Genomic DNA, 22,630 nt, shown 5'->3' with positions numbered 1-22,630 from the left:
CGCGCGGCGGCGGCCGTCGGCGCCCGCCCGCTGAGACGGCCCCGACGATCTCCGACAATGTCACCCGAATGTCTCTATTCCGATACTTGGCGGCGGAACACCCCGTGCGCCTCTTTACGCCGTGGCCGCCGGTCCGCTCTCATGACAGGAAACTCGCCTCGGGGGAGGCCTTCATGAAGCGTCCAGGACCGCTGCTGACCTTGCTCGCGGGACTGCTGTTCGGTCTGTTCATGCTCACGCTCAACTCGACCACCGGCACCAAGAGCGCCTCGTCGACGTACAAAGAGGAGTCGCCGGCCGCGTCTCCCGCGCCCACGAGGACCAGCGCACCGCCGAGTCCCAGCCCGACCCCGACGCACACGGCGGCGGCCACCGGCGTCTACACCGGCCGCACGGACGACGACTCCTCCGCCGTCGCCGTCTCGCTGCGCGGCGGCAAGGCGATCGCGTACTTCTGCGACGGCCACAACATCGAGTCCTGGCTGAAGGGCGATGTGCGCGGTGACGGCAGCATGGCGCTGACCGGCGAGAACGGCGCGCGGTTGAACGGCACGCTGAAGGGAGGCGCGCGGCTGAGCGGTACCGCCGACCTCGGTGGCGGCCACTACACCTTCACCCTGGCCAAGGCCAAGAAGCCGTCCGGGCTGTACCGGGCCAACAGCCAGGTGCGCGGCGCCCGGATCGTCGGCGGCTGGATCGTCCTGCCGAACGGCCGCCAGGTCGGTCTGCTCACCCGTGACGGCAAGCGCACGACCGCGCCCGCCATCGACCCGGCCACGGGCGCGGTGACGGTCGACGGAGAGCAGCTCACGGCACGTCCCGTAACTCCTTGATCCTTCTGCCCGGGGAGCCGACCATGACCGTCGATCCGAACGCCGCCACGCAGAGCTTTCCGCCCCCCGGGCCGGCCCATCGGGCGCCGAGCCCGGCCCGGTATCTGGTCCCGGCCCTGGTCGCCGCCGCGGTGGCCGTCGGCCTCGGCGTCTACGGAAAGGCCCACCACCCGGCCGGCACCGCCTTCAACCTCGCCGGGTTCAGCAGCACGGGGGCGGTGAAGTCGTGGCTGGCGACGACCGCCTTCTTCTTCGCGCTCGTCCAACTGGTGTCCGCGTTCATGGTCTACGGCAAGCTCCGGGGACCGGGCTGGGCGCCGACGCTGCACCGCTGGTCGGGTCGTATCGCGTTCCTGGTGGCGGTCCCGGTGGCGGTGCACTGTCTGTACGCGCTGGGCTACCAGACGTACAGCACACGCGTCATGTGGCACTCCGTCCTGGGTTGCTTCTTCTTCGGTGCCTTCAGTGCCAAGATGCTGCTGCTCCGCTCGGAGCGGCTGCCGGGCTGGCTGCTGCCGTTCGTCGGCGGGCTGGTCTTCACCGTTCTCACCCTCATCTGGCTGACGTCCGCCCTCTGGTTCTTCCGTACGTTCGGAGTGACGACATGACCCACCGCTCGACACGGCGCACGGTTCTCCTCGCCACAGGTGCGGTGCCGCTGGCCGCGGGCTGCAGCAAGTACGGCGACAGCGGGGGCGGTTCGGGCTCCTCGTCCGTGAAGGCCTCGGCCGGGCAGGAGCTCGCGCAGACCTCCGAGATCCCGGTCGGCGGGGGCAAGATCTTCAAGGACGAGAAGGTCGTCGTCACCCAGCCGGCGAAGGGCGAGTTCAAGGCCTTCTCGGCGATCTGCACGCATCAGGGCTGCACCGTGAGCACGGTCGCCGACGGCACCATCGACTGCCCGTGCCACGGCAGCAAGTACCACATCGCCGACGGTACGGTTGCTGGCGGACCGGCGCCGAAGCCGCTGCCGCCGGAGCAGATCAAGGTGGAGGGAAATTCGATCCACCTGGCGTGAGGCGCCGCGTACGCTCGCGGACATGCAGCCCGAGGCCCTGGTGCGCGACCACACGATCTACTCCTGCGTCATGGGGTCGCGCGCCTTCGGTCTGGCGACGGAGGGCAGCGACACCGACCGCCGGGGCGTCTATGTCGCCCCCACTCCCCTGTTCTGGGGTTTCGAGAAGCCGCCGACGCATGTCGAGGGCCCGGCGGACGAACAGTTCAGCTGGGAACTGGAACGCTTCTGCGAACTCGCCCTGCGCGCGAACCCCAACATCCTGGAGTGCCTGCACTCCCCCCTGGTGGAGCACGTTGACCCCGTGGGCCGCGAACTCCTCTCCCTGCGCGAGGCGTTCCTCTCCCGCCGGGCCCACGAGACCTTCACCCGCTACGCGCTCGGCCAGCGCAGGAAGCTGGAGGCGGACGTCCGCGTCCACGGCGCCCCGCGCTGGAAGCACGCGATGCACCTGCTGCGCCTGCTGATCAGCTCCCGCGACCTGCTCCGCACGGGCACCCTCACCATCGACGTGGGCGACCAGCGCGAGCCCCTGCTCGCCGTGAAACGCGGCGACCTCGCCTGGCCCGAGGTCGAGTCGTGGATGAACCGCCTGGCGACGGAGGCGGACGAGGCGTCTGCGCACACCCCCCTGCCCGAAAACCCGGACCAGCGCCGTGTGGAGGACTTCCTCCTCCGCGTCCGCCGCGCCTCAGCCCTCCAGCCGGACCCGTACGACGAAGTCGTGCAGGGCGTCGTACACCCGCGGGGCGTCGGGCAGCTCTGACGCCTCCTGCGCCCGGTCGAGCACCCCGTGCAACCGCTCGACGTCGGCCTCCACGCGCGCGTGGTCGACATCGGCGTCCCCGTGCTCCCGCTCCACCTTGGCGGCGATGAGCTCCGGCAGGTACGCCGGCGCCTCGGTCACCTCCCCGAGCAGCGTGGGCAGATGTGCCTGCACTTCGCCGGAGCGCATCAGATGAATGCCCGTGAGCAGCACCCGGTAGGTGTAGAGCAGCGGCTTGAGCTCGCCGGTCTTCTCGAAGAGCCGCCACTGGGTGGTGGCGAATCCGCGGTAGTGGTGGGCGTGATGCGCGGTGAGCACACCGGGCGCGAGTGCGGTCAGCTCCCGGTGCGCGTCCGTGGTGTGGACGACCAGGGGGGAGAGCAGTTGCTCCAGCACATAGCCGTTGCGGCGCAGCATCAGCCGCACGAACTTGCGCACGTCGTGGGTGACGAGGTCCATCTCGACGCCGTCCCGGTCCCACATCCGTGACCGCGTCTCCTCCGGCTCACGCAGCCCGACGAGGTCGGCGGTCGGCAGCAGGTGCACACCCCGCAGGTCGACGTCCGAGTCACGGGACGGGAAGCCGTAGAGGTGCGCGCCGGAGACGGTCGCGAAGAGGACCGGGTCGGGCTGTTCGGCGATCACCGGGGTCAGGTCCAGGGGCAGGGTGTCGGTCACGGGTCAAGCGTCCCAGAGGGCGCCGAGTGTCATCAGGTCGCCCCGGTACTCGATGCGGTCCGCCCAGTCGGTCGGCCAGGCGTCCGCGCCCAGGTACGCGCCCGCGAACGCGCCCGTCAGACAGGCGATGGAGTCCGAGTCGCCGGAGGTGCAGGCGGCGCGGCGGATGGCGGTGACCGGTTCGTCGGGGAAGAGAAGGAAGCACAACAGGCCGGTCGCCAGCGCCTCTTCGACGATCCAGCCCGCGCCGGTGGCCAGGCACGGGTCGGTCTCGGGGGCGGCGGTGCGCACGGCCTCGTCGAGACGGTCCAGTACCCCCAGGCACTCGTCCCAGCCGCGGGCGATGAACTCCTCGGCCGTGGAGTCGTCGGCCCGGGTCCACAGGTCGCCGAGCCAGGTGTGGTGGTAGCGGCTGCGGTTGTCGCGTGCGTACGTCCGCAGCAGCCCGACCAGGGCCGCCGGTTCGGTGCCCTGCGCGAGCAGTCGTACCGCCCTCGCCGTCAGGTCGGACGCGGCGAGCGCCGTGGGATGGCCGTGGGTGAGCCCGGCCTGCAACTGGGCCGCGCCGGCCCGCTGTTCGTCGCTCAGCCCCGGTGCGAGACCGACGGGCGCCACGCGCATGTTGGCGCCGCACCCCTTGGAGCCGATCTGGCTGGCGTCCTGCCACGGCCGGTTCTCGTCCTTGAGCAGGTTGCACGCCCGCAGACAGGTGTTCCCCGGCGCCCGGTTGTTGTCCGGCGACTGGTACCAGTTCACGAACTCCTCGCGCAGCGGCCGCTCCAGCCGCTTGGGCGCGAGCACCCCGCGGTCCATCGCCGTCCGCATCCCGTGCGCGACGGCAAGCGTCATCTGCGTGTCGTCGGAGACGGTCGCCGGCGCGAGCAGCCGCATCTCCCGCCATGGTCCGCACTTGGCGAGGATCGAGGGCACGTCGTTGAACTCGGTCGGGAAGCCGAGCGCGTCCCCGAGGGCGAGCCCGATCAACGCGCCGGTGGCGGCGCGCTTGTCGACGATGGTTGCGGTCATGCGGGGCGTCCTTCCCGAGACGGTCGGAGGAGGGGCGGGTGCAGAGCGGTGGCCTGACCCGCGCGGTAGAGGGCGGCGGGTTTGCCGCGCCCTCCGGTCAGTCGGGCGCCGCCCGGCACCGGTTCGACGAACCCGGGTGTGGCGAGCACCTTGCGGCGGAAGTTGGGCCGGTCGAGGGGCGTGCCCCAGACCGTCTCGTAGACCTGCTGCAGCTCGCCGAGGGTGAACTCGGGCGGGCAGAAGGCGGTGGCGAGGCAGCTGTACTCGAGCTTGGCACCGACGCGTTCATGGGCGTCGGCCAGGATCCGGTCGTGGTCGAAGGCGAGCGGCCGGCCCGCGTGGTACGGCAGCCAGCTCGCCCGGGCCGCGTCGCTCCCGGCGTGCGGTTCGGGCGCGTCGGGCAGCAGCGCGGTGAAGGCGACGGACACGACCCGCATCCGGGGATCCCGGTCGGGCTCGCTGTAGGTGCGCAGCTGCTCCAGATGGAGTCCGGTGACGTCGGACAGGCCCGTCTCCTCGGCGAGTTCACGTCCCGCGGCCGCCTCCGCCGACTCGTCCGGCTCGACGAAGCCGCCGGGCAGCGCCCAGTGGCCGGCGTACGGCTCCTGCCCGCGCTCGACCAGCAGCACCTGCAGCGCGCCGTCCCGGATGGTGAGGACGGCGAGGTCGACGGTGACGGCGAAGGGCTCGTAGGCGTACTTGTCGTAACTCGCCCTGTCGAACGCCATGTTCACCACCCTCTTGACGAGCATCTTAATAGTCATTACGACCATAAACCACAGAGGCGTGCTTCCACAACCCCCGCGCGGGTAACCGGCCCCGCATGGGCGAGATCCTGGTGGGCACGTGTTCGTGGACGGACCGCGCGCTGGTCGGCAGCGGCTGGTATCCGGCGGGAAGCCGGGACGCCGAGGGGCGATTGCGGTACTACGCGGACCGGTTCCCGGTGGTCGAGGTCGACTCGGCGTACTACGCCCTGCCCAGCGCCCGCAACTCCGAGCTGTGGACGGACCGCACGCCCGAGGGCTTCGTCTTCGACGTGAAGGCGTTCTCGCTGCTGACCGGTCACCCGACCCGCGGGTCCGTGATGCCGGACGGGCTGCCCGCCGATCCCCGGGACCCGAAGGTGCTCGACGCGGTGTGGGCGCGGTTCACCGAGGGCGTCGAGCCGCTGCGGGCGGCGGGACGGCTCGGCGCTGTGCTGTTCCAGTTCCCGCCGTGGTTCCGGCCCGGACGGCGGGCCGGGCGGTTCCTGAGGGAATGCGCCGAACGGACCGCGGGATGGCCCCTCTCCGTGGAGTTCCGGCATCCCGGCTGGTGGCGCGAGGAGTGGGCGGACGCGACGCGCGCCCTGCTGGCGCGGTACGGCATGGCCGCCGTGGCCGTCGACATGACGCAGACGCTTCCCTCGTCCATCCCGCCCGTCACACCGGTCACGTCACCGGACCTGTCCGTCGTCCGCTTCCACGGTCGCAGTCCCGCCTGGGGCTCGGGGAGCAAGGAGGACCGCTTCCGGTACGACTACGGGGAGGCCGAACTCGCCGAGTGGCTGCCCCGCTTGCGCGGGCTCGCCGAGCGGGTCGGCCGACTGCACGTGCTGTTCAACAACTGCTGCGGCGCGGCCGCGGTCCGTGCCGCCGAGCGCATGCGCGGGCTGCTCGACGGCACGGACTGGGCTCACGCGCGCGTGCGGGACGGCGCGAACGCCGCCACCAGCGCGCCCGCTCCCGCGGCCCCCGCCGACACCCACAGGGCAGGCGCGCAGCCGTCCAGGAAGGACGCCGGGGAGTCGTAACCGCCGTACCGGGTGAAGACCAGGGCGGCGACGGCGACGCCGAAGACTCCGCCCAGTTCCCGCAGGGCGTTGTTGACGCCGGCCGCGACGCCCGCCTCGCCGAGCGGGACGGAGGAGGTCACGGCGTTGGCGACGCTCGGGAAGACCATGGAGATCCCGATGCCGGCGATGATCAGCGGCAGCACCAACTGTCCGTAACTGACACCGGGTTCGACCTGCCAGGCGAGCAGGGCGAGGCCGGTTCCCTGCAGCAGCAGTCCGATCAGCATGAAGGGCCGGGTGCCGAAGCGGTCCGCGAGGGCGCCCGCGACCGGGGCGACAAGCAGCGGCATGGCGTTCCAGACGAGGATGTGCACGCCCGCCTGGAGCGGGGAGTAGCCGAGTCCGGTCTGGAAGAGCTGCGTGATCATGAAGAGGGCGCCCAGGAGCGAGCCGAAGACCAGGAAGGCGGCCGCGTTGGCGGTGGCGAAGTCGCGGTTGCGGAAGTGCGCGAGCGGCAGCATCGGGTAACGGGCACCCTTGCGCTCCCACAGGAGGAAGGCCGCGACGAACACGACTCCCGCGGCCAGCGCGCCCAGCACCTCGGCGCTCCCCCACCCGGCCTGCGGTGCCCGGACCGGCGCCCAGGCCAGCCCGGTCAGCCCGACGGCCGCCAGCACCAGCCCCACCAGGTCGAGTTGGGGCCGGGTGCCGTGACTCTCCCGGAGCTTGGTGGCGGCGAAGGGCAGCATCGCCAGGCCGATCGGCACGTTCAGCCAGAAGATCCACTGCCAGGACAGCCCCTCGGTGACGGCCCCGCCCAGCACCGGCCCGGCGGCCACCCCGAGTCCGGTCACCCCGCCCCACACCCCGATGGCGACCCCCCGCTTCTCGGCCGGGAACGCCTCACTGATCAGGGTCAGGGTGAGCGGAAGCAGGACGGCCGCCCCGGCGCCCTGCACGATCCGGGCGCCGATGAGCTGATCCGGCCCGTTCGACAGGGCGGCGGTGGCGGAGGCGAGGGTGAAGACGGCGAGCCCGACGACGTACATCCGCCGGCGTCCGAAGCGGTCGCCGAGCGCGGCGCCGGTCAGGGTGAGGCAGGCGAAGACCAGGTTGTAGGCGTTGATCGTCCACTCCAGGTCCGACAGGCTCGCCCCGAAATCGGCCCGCAGCGCGGGCAGCGCGGTCGCGACGACCACGACGTCCAGGGAGCACAGCAGCGCGCCGAGTCCGGCCAGCAGGACGGTCCAGCCGCGACGGGACGGGCCGGTCGCCACGGGTGGTTCGTGCACGGAGACACTCAGTGTGTCGGTCATGACGGGGGTTCCTTCCATGAGCTCATGAGGTCGCTCACGGAAGGCAGACCACCCTCACCCCGCAAAGGAATCGCGCCGGCCCAGGAAGGCCAGCAGCCGCCTGTCGGGCCCCGCGCCCAGCGGCACGGCGACCGGCGCGCCGAACCGCACGCCCCGGTCCTCCGCCGCGACCACGCACCGCGCGACGAGCAGCAGTTCGGCGGCGAGCGCGGCCGGTATGGGCCGCCGGCGCCCGCAGGCCTGCGCCACGTCCCATCCGTGCACGGCGATCTCCACGGCCCCCACGGCGGCCATCACCCGCACGTCCAGCGGCAGTTCGCCCACCACCACCCGCTCCCCGGGCCCGGCGGCCCAGGCGCCGAGCACGGCACACGCGCGCGTGCGGAACGCGCAGGCCGGGTCGGCGGTCCCCGGCGTCAGCCCGATCCGCCCGCCCGTCAGCCCCTCGTGCAGGGCGTCGAGCGAGTCGTCGAGATGCCTGAGCAGCTCCCCCAGGTCCCACTCGGCGCACGGCGTCCCCCGCTCCAGCGGCCCGGCCCCCACGCCGGCGACGCACCCCAGCGCGTAGGCGAGCGAACGCTCCAGCAGCTCCCCGGCGTTCACGACAGCACCCGCGGGAACCCGAAGCGGACGACCTGCTCCACGTCGAGGAAGGCCGTGACCCGGGCCACCGTCCCGTCCACCACGGTGAGCACCTGCACCGAGTGCGCGCGCAGCACGCCGTCCACCCCGCGCGCGTACATGACGAGGGCCGGCTGCCCGTTCGCGCGCGTGGGCAGCATCCGCAGTCCGCCCTCCTCGTGCACGCGCGCCTGCAGGAACCGCAGCACGTCCTTGCGGCCGCGGAACCACTCCAGGTTGGGCGGCATCTCGAGCTCCACGCCGTCCTGCAGGAGGTCGACCAGCGCGTCCAGGTCGGCGTGCTCGAAGGCGGCCATGTAGCGGTCGAGCACCTCGCGGTCCGCCGCGCCCCCGGGTTCGACGACGAGGTCCTCCTCGGGGGCCACCTCGTCGAGCCGGGCACGCGCGCGCTGGAGGGTGCTCTTGACGGCCGCGGTCGACGTCCCGAGCAGCGCGGCCACCTCGGGCGCCCGCCAGGCCAGCACGTCCCGCAGGATGAGCACCGCCCGCTGCCGGGCGGGCAGATGCTGGAGCGCGGCGACCAGGGCGAGCCGCAGGCTGCCCCGGGCGGCCACCACGGTCGCCGGGTCGACGAGGGCGTCCGGCAGCGGCTGCAGCCACGGCACGTCCGTCGCAGCGCCCCTCAGCGGCTCCTCGGGCGCCTGTGACGGTCCTCCGAGCCCGGAGGGCAGCGGACGCCTCGCACGGCCCTCCAGGGCCGTCAGACACGTGTTGGTGGCGATCCGGTGCAGCCAGGTCCGCAGGCTCGCCCGGCCCTCGTAGCCGTCGTAGGACCGCCAGGCCCGCAGATACGTCTCCTGCACCAGGTCCTCGGCCTCGTCGACCGAGCCGAGCATCCGGTAGCAGTGCGCGAGCAGCTCCCGCCGGTACGGGTCCGTCAGCCGGACGAACTCGTCGCGGTCCGTCGTCGTAGCAGGCATTCCTGCACACTCCTCTCGCCGGTCACGCAGTACAGACCGGCGAGAGGGCGAAAAGGCATCGGCTAGAGGTCGACTTCCTTCATCAGCATGCCGACCTCGGTGTTGGACAGCCGCCGCAGCCAGCCCGACTTCTGGTCGCCCAGGGTGATCGGGCCGAAGGAGGTGCGCACCAGCTTCTCGACCGGGAAACCGGCCTCCGCGAGCATGCGGCGCACGATGTGCTTGCGCCCCTCGTGCAGGGTCACCTCGACCAGGTAGTTCTTGCCGGTCTGCTCGACGACCCGGAAGTGGTCCGCGCGCGCGTAGCCGTCCTCGAGCTGGATGCCGTCCTTGAGCTTCTTGCCCAGGTCGCGCGGGATCGGGCCGACGATGGCGGCGAGGTAGGTCTTCTTCACGCCGTACTTGGGGTGGGTCAGCCGGTGCGCCAGCTCGCCGTGGTTGGTGAGCAGGATGACGCCCTCGGTCTCCGTGTCGAGCCGCCCCACGTGGAAGAGCCGGGTCTCGCGGTTGGTGACGTAGTCCCCGAGGCACTGGCGCCCCTCCGGGTCCTCCATCGTCGAGACGACACCGGCGGGCTTGTTGAGCGAGAAGAACTGGTACGACTGCGTGGCGACCGTCAGGCCGTCGACCTTGACCTCGTCCTTCTCCGGGTCGACCCGCTTGCCCTGCTCCAGCACGATCTCGCCGTTGACCTCGACCCGGGCCTGCTCGATCAGCTCCTCGCAGGCGCGCCGGGAGCCGTAGCCCGCGCGCGCGAGGACCTTCTGCAGCCGCTCGCCCTCCTGCTCGGCGCCCGGGAAGGTCTTGGGCAGCTTGATGTCCTTCTTGCCCGCGTACCGGTCCCGGTTGCGCTCCTCGGTCCGTGCGTCGTACTCACGGGAGCGGGCGGGAGCCGTGCGGCCGCCGCGCTGCTGTCCCTGCTTGGGGCCGCCCTTGGCGCCGCCGCGGGCCGCGCCGCCGCGCCCGGACTTGGGGCCGTCCTGGGTGGCGCCGGGGCCCACGTCGTAGCGGCGCTCCTCGGGGCGGGGCTTGCGGGGGCGGCCCTGGCTCTGGCCCTGACCCTGCTTCTGGTCCCTGTTGTTGCCGGCTCCGCGGTGGTTACCGCGCCCGCCGCTCTTGCCGCTGCCGCTGCTTCGCATCAAAGTTCCGTCGTCGTCGTGTGTTCGTCGTGGGCGCCCGGACCGTCATCGGGTGCGTCCGGGTCGAACGAGGGAACGCCCTCCTGGGTCTCGGCCTCGATCGCCTCCGCCTCCGGGAGGAAGGGCGCGAGCTCCGGGAGCTCGTCCAGACCGCGCAGGCCCATCCGCTCCAGGAAGTAGTTCGTCGTCCTGTACAGGATCGCACCTGTTTCGGGTTCCGCGCCCGCCTCCTCGACCAGACCCCGTTGCAGCAGGGTGCGCATGACCCCGTCGCAGTTGACCCCGCGGACGGCCGAGACGCGGCTGCGGCTGACCGGCTGGCGGTAGGCGACGACCGCGAGCGTCTCCAGGGCGGCCTGGGTGAGCCGGGCCGTCTGGCCCTCCAGGACCAGGCGTTCCACGGCCGGGGCGTACTCGGCGCGGCTGTAGAAGCGCCAGCCTCCCGCGACGAAGCGCAGCTCGAAGCCGCGGCCCTGGACGGTGTAGTCGTCGGCCAGCGCCCGCAGCGCGTCGCCGATCTGGCGCTTCGGGCGCTCCAGGATCTTCGCGAGGTGCTCCTCGGTGGCGGGCTCGTCCACGACCATCAGGACGGCCTCCAGGGCGGGCTTGAGCTCGAGATCGGCGACGGCGCGCAGGCCGGCCGGCAGCTCGGTCGTCTCCTCGCTCACGGCTTGTCCTCCTTGGGCGGCTCAGGCGGTCGGTCGAACTCGTCGGTCACCATCGGCCGGGTCTCACCCTCGCCGCCGGTCCACCGCACGATCAGCTCCCCGAGGGCGGTCTCCTGGTCGAGCGCTACGGCCTTCTCCCGGTACAGCTCCAGAAGCGCCAGGAACCTGGCTACGACGGTGAGGGTGTCGTCGGTGTCCTCGACGAGGGAGCGGAAGCTGGCCTCGCCGAGTTCCCGGAGCCGGTCGATCACGATGCGGGCCTGCTCCTGGACGCTGACCAGCGGGGCGTGGATGTGGTCGACGTACACCTGCGGCTTGGGCTTCGGCTGCATGGCCTTGACCGCGAGCCGGGCGAACCCCTCCGGGCCGATGCTGATGACGACCTCGGGCAGCAGTTCGGCGTGGTGCGGCTCCAGTCCGACGGTGCGGGGGTAGCGGCGGGCCTCGTCCTCCAGCCGCCGGCTGAAGATGTCGGCGATCTGTTTGTACGCGCGGTACTGCAGCAGCCGGGCGAAGAGCAGGTCGCGTGCTTCGAGGAGAGCGAGATCGGCCTCGTCCTCGACCTCCGCGGACGGCAGCAGCCGGGCGGCCTTGAGGTCGAGCAACGTGGCCGCGACGACCAAAAACTCGGTCGTCTGATCGAGGTCCCAGTCCGGCCCCATGGCGCGGATGTGCGCCATGAACTCGTCGGTCACCTTGGACAGCGCGACCTCGGTGACGTCCAGCTTGTGCTTGGAGATCAGCTGCAGGAGCAGATCGAAGGGACCCTCGAAGTTGGAGAGCCGAACCTTGAAGACACCGTCGTCGGCTTTGTCCGGGTCGGCAATGGGTTCAGAGGCTGCGGTCTCGGCAAGCGGTTCCGCCGCTTGCGGGGCGTCCCCTGTCTCGGCCGGCTCGTCCACCGGCTCGGCGAGCACTTCATCAGCGCCGGCCGCCCGCCCGAGCTCCCCGGCTCCGTCGCCCAGGAGATGCCCGACCGCCTCCGCCTCCACGACCTCTGCCCCAGCCGCCCCGGGCCCGAGCACTTCCGCCCCAGCCACCCGAGGCCCGAGCACCTCTGCTCCCGCCACCCCGGGCTGGACGGCTTCACATACGGCTGCCGCGGGATCGACGGCCCCACATGCGGCTGCTGCAGCGCCGACGGCCTCCGCCTTGACGGCCCCCCGCTCACGTACCTCCGGCTCGACCGGCCCGGACCCCGGCACCGTGGATGTGGATCGCTCCTCGGGGCGTTCCTCGTCGGCCTCGGTCGCGGCTTTCGGGGTCGTCGGCTCCGCCGCCGCCTGGTCCTCCGGCGGCGGGGGCGTCGGCTCGACCCGCGGAGCGTCCGCGCCCGGTCCCCGCCCCAGGGCACGCCTGCGGCCGGCGCCGGGGCCGGGGCTGGAAACGTCGTTCGAGGTCATGGCCCCCGCAGGCTACCGTCTACCGCCCGCGCAGTCGGCGTACGAGGATGCTCGCGTCCCCGCGGGACTCCAGGTCGGCCAGGACCACGGCGACCGCCTCGCGCACGATGCGCCCGCGGTCGACGGCCAGCCCGTGCTCGCCCCGGAGCACCAGACGCGCGTGCTCCAGATCCATCAGCTCCTCGGCGGACACGTACACGGTGATCTTCTCGTCGTGCCGTTCCCGCCCGCTCGGGCGCCGGTTGGCCGCCCGCCCGCGCTTGCGCGGCTGGGCGCCCCCGCCGGCCGGGGCAGAACCTTCCTGCGCCGTCTGACGGCGGGCCGGCCGGTCCCGGGACTCGCCCTCGTCGGACGGCTCGGGCTCCGCCGCCACATGCTCCGCGCCCTCGCCGTCGCCGCCCTGCGCGGGCACCGACTGCGGCGCGTCCTCGGGCCCGGCCGCGGCCGGGTCGCTCTCCCCGGCGGGCGCGGGCACACGGGCTTCGCCGTTGGCCCCCCGCCGCGGAGTGGACGGCTGAAGCGCCATTCCCCCTGTCGTACGGAAGAGTTCGTCGGCCCCCGGCAGACTCACTCGGCGTGACACCGGGCGAGCACCTCCCTGGCGAGCTGGCGGTAGGCGGCGGCGCCGACGGAGTTGGAGGCGTAGGTGGTGATCGGCTCGCCCGCGACCGTGGTCTCCGGGAAGCGGACCGTGCGGCCGATGACCGTGTGGTAGACGTGGTCGTCGAAGGCCTCGACCACGCGGGCCAGCACCTCGCGGCTGTGGACCGTGCGCGAGTCGTACATCGTGGCGAGGATCCCGTCGAGCTCCAGCTCCGGGTTGAGCCGCTCCTGGACCTTCTCGATGGTCTCGGTGAGCAGCGCGACACCGCGCAGCGCGAAGAACTCGCACTCGAGGGGCACTATCACCTTGTGCGCGGCCGTCAGCGCGTTCACGGTGAGCAGACCCAGCGAGGGCTGACAGTCGATCACGATGTAGTCGTAGTCGGCCATGAGCGGCTTCAGGGCGCGCTGCAGCGTGGACTCGCGCGCGACCTCGGAGACCAGCTGGACCTCCGCCGCCGACAGGTCGATGTTGCTGGGCAGCAGGTCCATGTTGGGGACCGCCGTCTTCAGGAGCACCTCGTCGGCCGCCATGCCCCGCTCCATGAGCAGGTTGTAGACGGTGAGGTCGAGCTCCATCGGGTTGACACCGAGGCCCACCGACAGCGCGCCCTGCGGGTCGAAGTCCACGAGCAGCACACGCCGGCCGTACTCCGCGAGCGCGGCACCCAGGTTGATGGTCGACGTGGTCTTGCCGACGCCGCCCTTCTGGTTGCACATCGCGATGATCGTCGCGGGGCCGTGACTGGTGAGCGGGCCCGGGATCGGGAAGTACGGCAGCGGGCGCCCGGTCGGGCCGATGCGCTCACGGCGCTGACGGGCAGCGTCGGGCGCGAGCGTGGCCGCGTACTCGGGATCCGGCTCGTACTCCGCGTCGGGGTCGTAGAAGTGCCCTTCGGGCAGTTCGTCGTAGTCGGCGAAGTGGTTGTGGGGCGCGCCACTTCCGTCGCCGGCCATGGCGTTCACGTGATGGCCATCCATGCTCTGGGGTGCTGACAGAACCATGCGGGGGCCGGTCTGGCTCTGTTGGGCTGCGAAGGTTCGGACAGCGACGGAGCCGACAGCCTCGAGCCCCGCGGGACCGGGGCCCCGCGTAGGCATTCCTGGTTGACCACCCCCGGGAGAAAATGTCGACTCATTCACAAGTCGTCTTACCTCCTTGGTGACCAGGAAACTTCTAGACAAGGTCAGCGTGGCACCATGCCGACGGTTGGCGACTCTATGGCGTGTCGGGCGTCCGCAGCAACACAATCCGCCGGACCCGGCCCGATGTGTCGGCAATGAAACATCCCGCTGTCAAGGGCGTACGGCCGTCGCACGGCAGGTTTCGCCGGTGTGCGAATCGGTCGAAGGGTTACGTTCGAGGCGAGTTGACCGAGCGGCGCAAAGTGACCATACACACATCCGGCCGGACCTTGTGGGGCAAGGTCCGGCCTGGTGCGCACGGTTGACGCGCCTTGTTGACGTATCGCCTTTACGAAAAGGTGACTTACGTTTTCGGCTCGATCGGGCTCAGCCGAGCAGCGTCTCCAGCTCCACGTGCTCCAGTCCGTGCGCCTGAGCCACCTCGCGGTAAACGACCTTGCCGTCATGGGTGTTGAGCCCCTTGGCCAGCGCGGGGTCGCGGCGCAGCGCCTCCACCCAGCCGTGGTCGGCGAGTTCGACGATGTAGGGCAGCGTGGCGTTGGTGAGCGCGTAGGTGGAGGTGTTGGGCACCGCGCCGGGCATGTTGGCGACGCAGTAGAAGACCGAGTCGTGGACCGTGAAGGTCGGCTCGGCGTGGGTGGTGGGACGGGAGTCCTCGAAGCAGCCGCCCTGGTCGATCGCGATGTCGACAAGGACACTTCCGGGCTTCATCCGGGCGACCAGCTCGTTGGTGACCAGCTTCGGGGCCTTGGCGCCCGGGATGAGCACGGCGCCGATGACGAGGTCGGCGTCCAGGACGGCCTTCTCCAGCTCGAAGGCGTTGGACATGATCGCCCGGACCTTGGTGCCGAAGACCTTGTCGGCCTCACGGAGCTTGTTGATGTCGCGGTCGAGCAGCGTGACGTGGAAGCCCATGCCGACGGCGATCTGGGTGGCGTTCCAGCCGGAGACACCGCCGCCGATGACGACGGCACGCGCGGGCTGGGTGCCGGGGACGCCGCCGGGCAGCACACCGCGGCCGCCGACCGAGCGCATCAGGTGGTAGGCGCCGACCTGCGGGGCCAGCCGGCCCGCGACCTCGGACATGGGCGCCAGCAGCGGCAGGGCGCGGCTGGGCAGCTCGACGGTCTCGTAGGCGATCGCCGTGGTGCCGGACTCGATGAGCGCGTCGGTGCACTCCTTGGAGGCGGCCAGGTGCAGGTAGGTGAAGAGCGTCTGGTCCTTGCGGAGGCGGTGGTACTCCTCGGCGATCGGCTCCTTGACCTTCAGCAGCAGGTCGGCGGCGGCCCAGACCTCGTCGGCGGTGTCCAGGATCTGGGCACCCTCGGCGGTGTACTCCTCGTCCGGGATCGACGAGCCGAGGCCGGCGCCCCGCTCGATGACGACCTGGTGCCCGTGGCGCACGAGCTCGTGCACCCCGGCGGGGGTGATGGCCACCCGGAACTCGTTGTTCTTGACCTCGCGGGGGATGCCGACCTTCACGTGGATCACGGTCCTTGGCTCAGTGGATGTGGGGCAATACAACACGTACCCAGGCATGACGGAACACACCGGGAGACACCGCAGGAGAAGGTGCGGCAGAGCCAGTTTAATGAAGGTGTTCCCGCTGTCTAGCCTTTCATTACATCAATCTTCAGCGGATGTACTACGGATTTCGCAGGCATCAGCGGCTTGTTTCGTGTCATCGGCCCGTTCCGGCTCGTCACCGAGGAGGCGCTCGGCCCGTCCCCGGTGCAGCGCGGCGACCGCCGGATCGCCGAGGTGCTCCAGCGTGTCGGCGAGCCGCAGCTGCAGCGCGGCCTGCAGCCGCTGGTCCTCGGCCCGGCGCGCCCACTCCAGCGCCTCGTGGCAGGTGCGCAGCGACTCCTCGGGCCGCCCCGCGTACTCCTGGACGCGGGCGAGCTCGCTCAACGCCCGGGCGTGGGCCGCCACATCGCCGTTCTTGCGGTACCCGGCGGCAGCGGCCCGCCAGTTGCGCTGCGCCTCGCCGTAGCGGCCCGCGTAGCTGTGGGCGGCGGCGATACGGCCGTACAGCCGGGCCGCCTCGGCGCGCTCGTCCCGGGCCAGCCGCTGGGCCAGGGCCCGGCCGAACCAGTCGGCGGCCCGGTCGTAGTCCTCGAGCTCCAGATGCGCACCGCCTACGGATTCCATCGCGCGCCCGGTCGCGTACGGGTCGTTCGCCTCGCGTCCGGCGTCCAGCGCGGCCCGATACCGCACCAGAGCCTGCGCCGTACGGCCGGTCTGGCCGTCCAGATCGCCCAGGTTCAGCAGCGCGGCGGCCTTCTCGCGGGGCAGCTTCCGGCGCTCGGCGACGTCGAGGACCAGCGCGTGGATGCCGTACAGGTCGGACGCGGCGGCCTGGGTGCCGAAGTGCGCCACCATCGCCCTGACCAGCTGGGACATCAGGCGCCTTGCGAGGGTGTCCAGCTCCCCGTCGGCCACCGCGGCCCGGGCGGAGGCCAGCAGCGCGGGCCGCCGGATGCGCAGCCACTCCTCGGCGGCCCGGGGGCTCGGGAAACGCAGCGAGCGGGGCATCGCCTGGAGCTTCTCGCGGGCCTCGGGGTCGTCGGTCTCGGTGATGGTCCGGCAGGCCTGCAGCAGGCGCACCGTCCGCTCCAACATCCGGGCGCGGGCCAGCTGGAGCTCGCCTGGGCGGTCCTGGGTCGCGGCCAGCCTTCTGAGCAGGGGGTGCAGACAGCCGGGCACCTCGTACTGGGGCAGCGGCGAGTCCACGGTGTGCAGCAGGCCGAGGGCGACGAAGTCGTCCAGGGCGGCCCGCGCGCTGTCGATGGAGCAGCCGGCCAGCGCGGCGGCGGTGTGCGGGTCGACGAGGCCGGCCGGGGCCAGCGAGAGCAGTCGCAGTATCCGGGCGGAGGCCGGGGGCAGTGAACCGTGGACGAGCCGGAAGACCCGGCTGAGCGGGGTGCCCTCGCCGTCCTCGCTGTGCAGCTGCTTGGCCAGGTCGGCGACGGCCGCCTTGGGGCGCGCGGCGAGCCAGCCGCCGGCCAGCGTCAGCACGGCGGGCTGCCCCTGGCACTCCTCGACCAGGCCCTCGGCGGCACGGGGGTCGACGGTGATGCGGACCGAACCGGTGTAGCGGGTGAGCAGCTCCAGGCCGGACTTGGTGTCGAGGCCGCCCAGGGTGCAGGGGCGGACGTCGGAGATGCCGGTGAGGGGGCCGCCGGACACGGCGACGACCAGGCAGTCGGGGGTGTCCGGGAGGAGGGCGTCGACCTGCTCAGCGTCGGCCGCGTCGTCGAGCAGCAGCAGGACCCGCCGGTCGGCGAGGGCGGTGCGCAGGGCCTCGGTCAGGTCGTCGGCGGCGGCTCCGGCGGGGGTGGGCAGGTCCAGGGCGGCCAGCAGCTCACGGGCGGCGCGCTCGACGGGGACGGGGGTGCCGTCGGGCTCGCTCAGCCGGGCGCGCAGCACTCCGTCGTCGTAACGGTCCGCGACCTGTCGTACGAGTTCCTCGGCGAGCGCGGTGCGTCCGGAGCCGGGCTTTCCGGCGATGAGCAGGACACGCGCGCGTGGGGGTTTCCTCCCGGACAGGGTGTCCAGGCCGGCGCGCTCGATGTCGGCGCGCAGTTCCTTCAACTCCCTTGTACGGCCCAGGAACTGACTTTCCGACAGCCGTGCGCCGCCTTCCGTGTCCACCGCCTGATCCGTCACGGGCCACACTCCCGTCCCACCGCACGCAAGCCCGCCGGGTCCCCGGTCCGGGCATGGGTCAGAGCCTAGTTCACGCTCTGCAACGTTCCTGGTGGAGCGCGGCGGACAGGTCCCTCGATCGGATCAGCCGATGGTCACACCGACACGCCCGGAAGTGTTCAGGACTCGAACGGACGCGCGGGCCACGGCGCCTCGGCCGGACGCAGCGCGTCGAGCCCGTCGCCGTTCTGCGCCGCGATGAGCGAAAGGACGCCCACCACGAGGCAGTTGTTGTGCAGTTCACCCGCGAGGACGCCCCGGGCCAGCTCGTCGAGCGGCACACGGTCGTACTCCAGGTCGATCTCCTCGTGCTCGACCGCGAAGCGCTCGCCCTCGGCCTCGGACAGATCCCGGGCCAGGAAGATCCGCACGGCCTCGTCGGAGCCGCCCGGGGTGGTGTAGACGTCGGCCAGCACCCGCCAGTCCTCCGCCTTGACGTGCGCCTCCTCGTACAGCTCGCGCTGGGCCGCGTGCAGCGGGTTCTCACCGGGCACGTCGAGCAGGCCGGCCGGGATCTCCCAGAGCTTCTGGCGTACGGGGTGGCGGTACTGGCGGATCACCAGGACACGTCCCTCGTCGTCCAGGGCGAGGACGCCGACCGAGCCCGGGTGGACCTGGTAGTCGCGGTGGACGACCGTTCCGTCGGGCATGACCACGTCGTCCGTGCGGACGGAGGTCTTGTTGCCCACGAAGGGGGTCCTCGTCGCCCGGATCTCCCACTCCTCGGGAGTGTCCTTGATCGTCATGCCCTGTCCTTCCCCACGTGCAAAAAAAGAGCAGCCGGGGCGCTCACCTTTTGAATGCGCGCGCCCCGGCCACCGTACAACTGTTGTGTCAGTCGGAGTTCTTCCGCTCGACGGCGGCCTTCACCAGGCCCGCGAACAGCGGGTGCGGCCTGGTCGGACGCGAGCGCAGTTCGGGGTGCGCCTGGGTGGCGACCAGGTAAGGGTGCACCTCGCGGGGGTACTCCACGTACTCCACGAGCTTGCCGTCCGGCGACGTGCCGGAGAACAGGATGCCCGCCTTCTTCTCCAGCTCCGCGCGGTAGGCGTTGTTGACCTCGTAGCGGTGGCGGTGCCGCTCCTCGACGTACTCCTTGCCGTCGTACACCTCGCGCACGATGGAGCCCTCGGCCAGCTTGGCCGGGTACATACCCAGGCGCATCGTTCCGCCCATGTCCCCCTCGCCGGCGACGATGTCCAGCTGCTCGGCCATGGTGGAGATGACCGGGTGGGCGGTGGCCGGGTCGAACTCGGTGGAGTTGGCGTCGCCGATGTCGGCCAGGTTGCGCGCGGCCTCGATCACGATGCACTGCAGGCCCAGACAGAGGCCGAGCAGCGGGATCTTGTTCTCGCGGGCGTACCTGATCGCGCCGACCTTGCCGAGCACACCGCGGTCGCCGAAGCCGCCGGGGATGCAGATGCCGTCGACGTCAGCCAGCTGCGCCTTGGCGCCGGCCGGGGTCTTGCAGTCGTCGGAGGTGACCCACTTGATCTTCACGCGGGCCTTGTTGGCGAAGCCGCCGGCGCGCAGGGCCTCGGTGACCGAAAGGTAGGCGTCGGGCAGGTCGATGTACTTGCCGACCAGGGCGAGGGTGATCTCGTGGTCGGGGTTGTGGACGCGGTCGAGCAGGTCGTCCCAGGTCGTCCAGTCCACGTCGCGGAAGGGCAGGTCCAGCTTGCGGACGACATAGGCGTCCAGGCCCTCGCCGTGCACGGTCTTCGGGATGTCGTAGATCGAGCGGGCGTCGGGACAGGCCACCACGGCGGCCTCGTCGACGTCGCACATCAGGGAGATCTTGCGCTTGATCGCGGTCGGCACCTCGCGGTCGCAGCGCAGCACGATGGCGTCCGGCTGGATACCGATGTTGCGCAGGGCCGCAACCGAGTGCTGGGTCGGCTTCGTCTTCAGCTCTCCCGACGGGCCGATGTAGGGCAGGAGGGAGATGTGGACGACGAAGACGTTGTCACGGCCGACCTCGTGCCGCACCTGGCGCACCGTCTCCAGGAACGGCAGCGACTCGATGTCGCCGACCGTGCCGCCGACCTCCGTGATGACGACGTCGACCTCGTCGGTCGCCATCCGGCGGATCCGGTGCTTGATCTCGTTGGTGATGTGCGGGATGACCTGCACGGTGTCGCCGAGGTACTCGCCGCGCCGCTCCTTGGCGATCACCGTCGAGTAGACCTGTCCCGTAGTGACATTGGCGGAGCCGTCCAAGTCACGGTCGAGGAAGCGCTCGTAGTGTCCGATGTCCAGGTCGGTCTCCGCCCCGTCGTTCGTGACGAAGACCTCACCGTGCTGGAAGGGGTTCATCGTGCCCGGGTCCACGTTCAGATACGGGTCGAGCTTCTGCATCACGACCCTGAGGCCGCGCGCCTTGAGCAGCATGCCGAGGCTGGAGGCCGTCAGGCCCTTGCCCAGGGAGGAGGCGACACCCCCGGTGACGAAGATGTGCTTGGTCGTCGTGGCTGTGCTGTTTCGAAAAACATGCGGCGGCATGGCCAAGAGGGGGCTCCCGTGGTCGCGGTCTGGGTTGCGGTTCCGGGGTTTTCTCGCCCACCGGTCCACGGGCTACCAGGGTATCAGCGACGGCAGCCGGCGGCTTCCGGGCACGCTCCGCACACGGACCGCCACGGACGTGCACGTCTTCCGCTGTTTCCCGACGGTTGCTCACCCGTTCGGCCGATCCCGGTTGCCGGGAGCGGCACACAGATCATCTACGTGCGTCGTATCCTGCTCGGACACTCGCTGCCGAGCCCGGCCGGATACACGTCACCACCCCCGCACGTGATGACCGGAACAACGAGAGCTCGTCAGTTCGTTGAGCATCAATTGTCGTTTTGCCACACGGCAGGCACGACTGCTTTGCTTCACCGCTCAACGACGCATTACAACGACCCCTTGACCGCAATAGCGACAGCCCCCTGCTGGGGGTGACGTGGCCGTTCGACTGGAGTTGCACGTGGCCGGGCGCATCGAAGACTACGCACTCATCGGAGACATGCAGACCGCTGCCCTGGTCTGCCGGGACGGCACGGTGGACTGGCTGTGCCTGCCGCGCTTCGACTCGCATGCCATCTTCGCCGGTCTGCTGGGCACCGAGGAGCACGGTTTCTGGCGGCTGGGCCCCGCCCACGCCTCCGACGCCCAGCCCCCGCGGGCGGCCCGGCGCGGCTACCGCGGCGACTCGCTGATCCTGGAATCCGAGTGGGACACCCCGCGCGGCACGGTCCGAGTGACCGATTTCATGCCCCCGCGTGACGGCGCCCCGCAGCTGATCCGGATCGTCGAGGGCGTCTCGGGCCGCGTCCCCATGCGCTCGGCCCTGCGCATGCGTTTCTCGTACGGCCGTGTCGTGCCCTGGGTGCACAAGCACGACGGCCGTACGGTCGCCGTCGCCGGCCCCGACTCGGTCTGGTACGACACCGAGTGCGAGACCTACGGCAAGTCGCTGACCACGTACTCGGACTTCACGGTCGCCCCCGGTGACCGGATCGCCTTCACCATCTCCTGGCAGCCCTCGCACAAGGAGCCCCCGCCGCTGCCGGAGCCGGAGGCCTCCCTGGAGGCCACGGAGGACTTCTGGCGGGAGTGGGTCGAGCACTGTACGTACCACGGCCCCTACCGCGAGGCGGTGATCCGCTCGCTGATCACGCTGAAGGCGCTGACGTACGCCCCGACCGGCGGCATCGTCGCCGCGCCGACGACCTCCCTCCCCGAGGACATCGGCGGCGTCCGCAACTGGGACTACCGCTACACCTGGCTGCGTGACGCGGCCATCACGCTGTCCTCGCTGCTGCGCACCGGTTACCGCGAGGAGGCCCGCGCCTGGCGCGAGTGGCTGCTGCGCGCGGTCGCCGGCGACCCCGAGAACCTGCAGATCATGTACGGCATCGCGGGCGAGCGCGAGCTGGGCGAGGCCGAGCTGGACTGGCTGCCCGGCTACGAGAACTCGGCGCCGGTGCGCGTCGGCAACGGCGCCGCCCACCAGCTCCAGCTCGACGTGTACGGCGAGGTCACGGAGGCCCTGCACCTCGGCCACATGACGGGCCTGGCCCGCAGCGACTACGCCTCCCTCCTCCAGCTGAAGCTGATCCGCTACCTGGAGCAGCACTGGGACGAGCCGGACGAGGGCATCTGGGAGGTGCGCGGCCCGCGCCGGCACTTCGTGCACTCCAAGGTCATGGCCTGGGTCGCCGTAGACCGCACCATCAAGCTCATCGAGTCCGGCGACGCGGACGGCCCGCTGGAGCGTTGGAAGGAGCTGCGCGACGAGATCCACCGGGACGTGTGCGAAAAGGGTTACGACAAGGAGCGCAACACCTTCACGCAGTCGTACGGCTCCAAGGAGCTCGACGCCTCGCTGCTGCTGATCCCGCAGATGGGTTTCCTGCCGCCCGACGACAAGCGCGTCATCGGCACCATCGAGGCCATCCAGCGCGAGCTGTCGACGCCGGACGGCTTCATCCTGCGCTACCCGACCGAGGGCGACAGCGAGGGCGTCGACGGCCTGCCCGGCGACGAGGGGGCCTTCCTGGCCTGCTCGTTCTGGATGGCCGACGACCTCGCGATGATCGGCCGCGTGGACGAGGCCAGGAAGCTCTTCGAGAAGCTGCTCTCGCTCCGCAACGACCTCGGGCTGCTCGCCGAGGAGTGGGACCCGCGTCTCAAGCGCCAGGTGGGCAACTTCCCCCAGGCCTTCAGCCACGTCCCCCTCATCGACACGGCCCTGCGCCTGACGGCGTCGGGCGCGTACGGCGGCTGAGCGCTCCGCTGGAAGTGCCGCGCTGTGCCGTGGATCGTCCGCGGCACCGTCGTGGCCGGTCGCGCCCGCACGGCGGAGCCGCACAGTCCACCGCAGCCCCGCGCCCCTTCGGGGCGCTGCCGGAGAAGCCGCGGAGGACATTGCCCTCCGCGGTGCCGTCCTGGCCGGTCGCACCCGCGCGGCGGAGCGGCATATCCACAGCGGCCCCGCGCCGCCCGG

The 22,630-nt window shown here is 71.3% G+C and carries 21 protein-coding genes; 6 read left to right on the top strand and 15 right to left on the bottom strand.

Annotation, left to right across the window (positions count from 1 at the left end; translation table 11 throughout):
- Positions 1 to 173: 173 nt before the first annotated feature.
- The 4 genes from ABZZ74_RS27725 to ABZZ74_RS27710 are packed head-to-tail and all read left to right on the top strand — an operon-like array spanning position 174 to position 2,617.
- The gene (locus ABZZ74_RS27725) at positions 174 to 833 is read left to right on the top strand and encodes a hypothetical protein (protein ID WP_356769370.1); all 660 of its coding nucleotides are present in this window, start codon (positions 174 to 176) and stop codon (positions 831 to 833) included.
- A 23-nt stretch (positions 834 to 856) separates the two neighbouring features.
- Positions 857 to 1,441, top strand: coding sequence for a DUF6529 family protein (locus ABZZ74_RS27720; RefSeq protein WP_356769368.1), 585 nt, complete (start codon positions 857 to 859; stop codon positions 1,439 to 1,441).
- Positions 1,438 to 1,851: a Rieske (2Fe-2S) protein gene (locus ABZZ74_RS27715; protein WP_356769366.1), complete on the top strand. Its 414-nt coding sequence runs from the start codon at positions 1,438 to 1,440 to the stop codon at positions 1,849 to 1,851. The genes ABZZ74_RS27720 and ABZZ74_RS27715 overlap by 4 nt, the downstream gene beginning before the upstream one ends.
- A 22-nt stretch (positions 1,852 to 1,873) precedes the next feature.
- Complete coding sequence (locus ABZZ74_RS27710; RefSeq protein ID WP_356769364.1) at positions 1,874 to 2,617, top strand: nucleotidyltransferase domain-containing protein; 744 nt, start codon at positions 1,874 to 1,876, stop codon at positions 2,615 to 2,617.
- On the opposite strand, the gene ABZZ74_RS27705 is transcribed toward ABZZ74_RS27710, so the two are convergent.
- The 3 genes from ABZZ74_RS27705 to ABZZ74_RS27695 are packed head-to-tail and all read right to left on the bottom strand — an operon-like array spanning position 2,543 to position 5,049.
- Positions 2,543 to 3,295 (bottom strand): nucleotidyltransferase domain-containing protein, encoded by a 753-nt coding sequence (locus tag ABZZ74_RS27705; protein WP_356769362.1) that lies wholly within the window; start codon positions 3,293 to 3,295, stop codon positions 2,543 to 2,545. The genes ABZZ74_RS27710 and ABZZ74_RS27705 overlap by 75 nt on opposite strands.
- A gap of 3 nt (positions 3,296 to 3,298) precedes the next feature.
- The gene (locus tag ABZZ74_RS27700; RefSeq protein WP_356769360.1) at positions 3,299 to 4,321 is read right to left on the bottom strand and encodes an ADP-ribosylglycohydrolase family protein; all 1,023 of its coding nucleotides are present in this window, start codon (positions 4,319 to 4,321) and stop codon (positions 3,299 to 3,301) included.
- Positions 4,318 to 5,049 (bottom strand): NUDIX domain-containing protein, encoded by a 732-nt coding sequence (locus tag ABZZ74_RS27695; RefSeq protein WP_356769358.1) that lies wholly within the window; start codon positions 5,047 to 5,049, stop codon positions 4,318 to 4,320. Before ABZZ74_RS27695 ends, ABZZ74_RS27700 begins: the two co-directional genes overlap by 4 nt.
- Positions 5,050 to 5,144: 95 nt before the next feature.
- Here ABZZ74_RS27695 and ABZZ74_RS27690 point away from each other — a divergent pair, with 95 nt between their 5' ends.
- Complete coding sequence (locus ABZZ74_RS27690; protein ID WP_356769356.1) at positions 5,145 to 6,116, top strand: DUF72 domain-containing protein; 972 nt, start codon at positions 5,145 to 5,147, stop codon at positions 6,114 to 6,116.
- On the opposite strand, the gene ABZZ74_RS27685 is transcribed toward ABZZ74_RS27690, so the two are convergent.
- From ABZZ74_RS27685 to ABZZ74_RS27630, 12 genes are all read right to left on the bottom strand, one after another.
- Positions 5,999 to 7,414 (bottom strand): MFS transporter, encoded by a 1,416-nt coding sequence (locus ABZZ74_RS27685; RefSeq protein ID WP_356769354.1) that lies wholly within the window; start codon positions 7,412 to 7,414, stop codon positions 5,999 to 6,001. The genes ABZZ74_RS27690 and ABZZ74_RS27685 overlap by 118 nt on opposite strands.
- A gap of 54 nt (positions 7,415 to 7,468) precedes the next feature.
- On the bottom strand, positions 7,469 to 8,017 hold the full coding sequence (locus ABZZ74_RS27680; RefSeq protein WP_356769352.1) for a TIGR03086 family metal-binding protein: 549 nt from the start codon (positions 8,015 to 8,017) through the stop codon (positions 7,469 to 7,471).
- Entirely contained in the window at positions 8,014 to 8,976 is a 963-nt protein-coding gene (locus ABZZ74_RS27675; protein WP_356769350.1) for a sigma-70 family RNA polymerase sigma factor, read from the bottom strand. Before ABZZ74_RS27675 ends, ABZZ74_RS27680 begins: the two co-directional genes overlap by 4 nt.
- A 62-nt stretch (positions 8,977 to 9,038) precedes the next feature.
- Positions 9,039 to 10,115, bottom strand: a complete 1,077-nt coding sequence (locus ABZZ74_RS27670; RefSeq protein ID WP_356769348.1) for a pseudouridine synthase — start codon at positions 10,113 to 10,115, stop codon at positions 9,039 to 9,041.
- Positions 10,115 to 10,783: an SMC-Scp complex subunit ScpB gene (scpB, locus tag ABZZ74_RS27665; RefSeq protein ID WP_356769347.1), complete on the bottom strand. Its 669-nt coding sequence runs from the start codon at positions 10,781 to 10,783 to the stop codon at positions 10,115 to 10,117. The genes ABZZ74_RS27670 and scpB overlap by 1 nt, the downstream gene beginning before the upstream one ends.
- Complete coding sequence (locus ABZZ74_RS27660) at positions 10,780 to 11,853, bottom strand: segregation/condensation protein A (RefSeq protein WP_356769541.1); 1,074 nt, start codon at positions 11,851 to 11,853, stop codon at positions 10,780 to 10,782. Before ABZZ74_RS27660 ends, scpB begins: the two co-directional genes overlap by 4 nt.
- A gap of 352 nt (positions 11,854 to 12,205) precedes the next feature.
- Positions 12,206 to 12,769, bottom strand: a complete 564-nt coding sequence (locus ABZZ74_RS27655; RefSeq protein ID WP_356769345.1) for a hypothetical protein — start codon at positions 12,767 to 12,769, stop codon at positions 12,206 to 12,208.
- On the bottom strand, positions 12,754 to 13,890 hold the full coding sequence (locus ABZZ74_RS27650; protein WP_356769343.1) for a ParA family protein: 1,137 nt from the start codon (positions 13,888 to 13,890) through the stop codon (positions 12,754 to 12,756). The genes ABZZ74_RS27655 and ABZZ74_RS27650 overlap by 16 nt, the downstream gene beginning before the upstream one ends.
- Positions 13,891 to 14,301: 411 nt before the next feature.
- Positions 14,302 to 15,417, bottom strand: a complete 1,116-nt coding sequence (gene ald, locus ABZZ74_RS27645; protein ID WP_208782187.1) for an alanine dehydrogenase — start codon at positions 15,415 to 15,417, stop codon at positions 14,302 to 14,304.
- 144 nt (positions 15,418 to 15,561) lie between these two features.
- On the bottom strand, positions 15,562 to 17,604 hold the full coding sequence (locus ABZZ74_RS27640) for a tetratricopeptide repeat protein (protein WP_356769341.1): 2,043 nt from the start codon (positions 17,602 to 17,604) through the stop codon (positions 15,562 to 15,564).
- A gap of 158 nt (positions 17,605 to 17,762) precedes the next feature.
- Positions 17,763 to 18,389: an NUDIX hydrolase gene (locus tag ABZZ74_RS27635; protein WP_356769339.1), complete on the bottom strand. Its 627-nt coding sequence runs from the start codon at positions 18,387 to 18,389 to the stop codon at positions 17,763 to 17,765.
- 88 nt (positions 18,390 to 18,477) lie between these two features.
- Positions 18,478 to 20,145: a CTP synthase gene (locus tag ABZZ74_RS27630; RefSeq protein WP_356769337.1), complete on the bottom strand. Its 1,668-nt coding sequence runs from the start codon at positions 20,143 to 20,145 to the stop codon at positions 18,478 to 18,480.
- 463 nt (positions 20,146 to 20,608) lie between these two features.
- Between ABZZ74_RS27630 and ABZZ74_RS27625 the strand changes: the two genes are divergently transcribed.
- Positions 20,609 to 22,411 carry a glycoside hydrolase family 15 protein gene (locus tag ABZZ74_RS27625; protein ID WP_356769539.1) on the top strand — a complete coding sequence of 601 codons (1,803 nt, stop codon included), beginning with the start codon at positions 20,609 to 20,611 and terminating at the stop codon, positions 22,409 to 22,411.
- Positions 22,412 to 22,630 lie beyond the last annotated feature (219 nt).

The sequence above is a fragment of the Streptomyces sp. NPDC006476 genome (assembly GCF_040612015.1).
Classification (GTDB): domain Bacteria; phylum Actinomycetota; class Actinomycetes; order Streptomycetales; family Streptomycetaceae; genus Streptomyces; species Streptomyces griseorubiginosus_B.
This window is presented reverse-complemented; position numbering and strand designations above follow the sequence as displayed.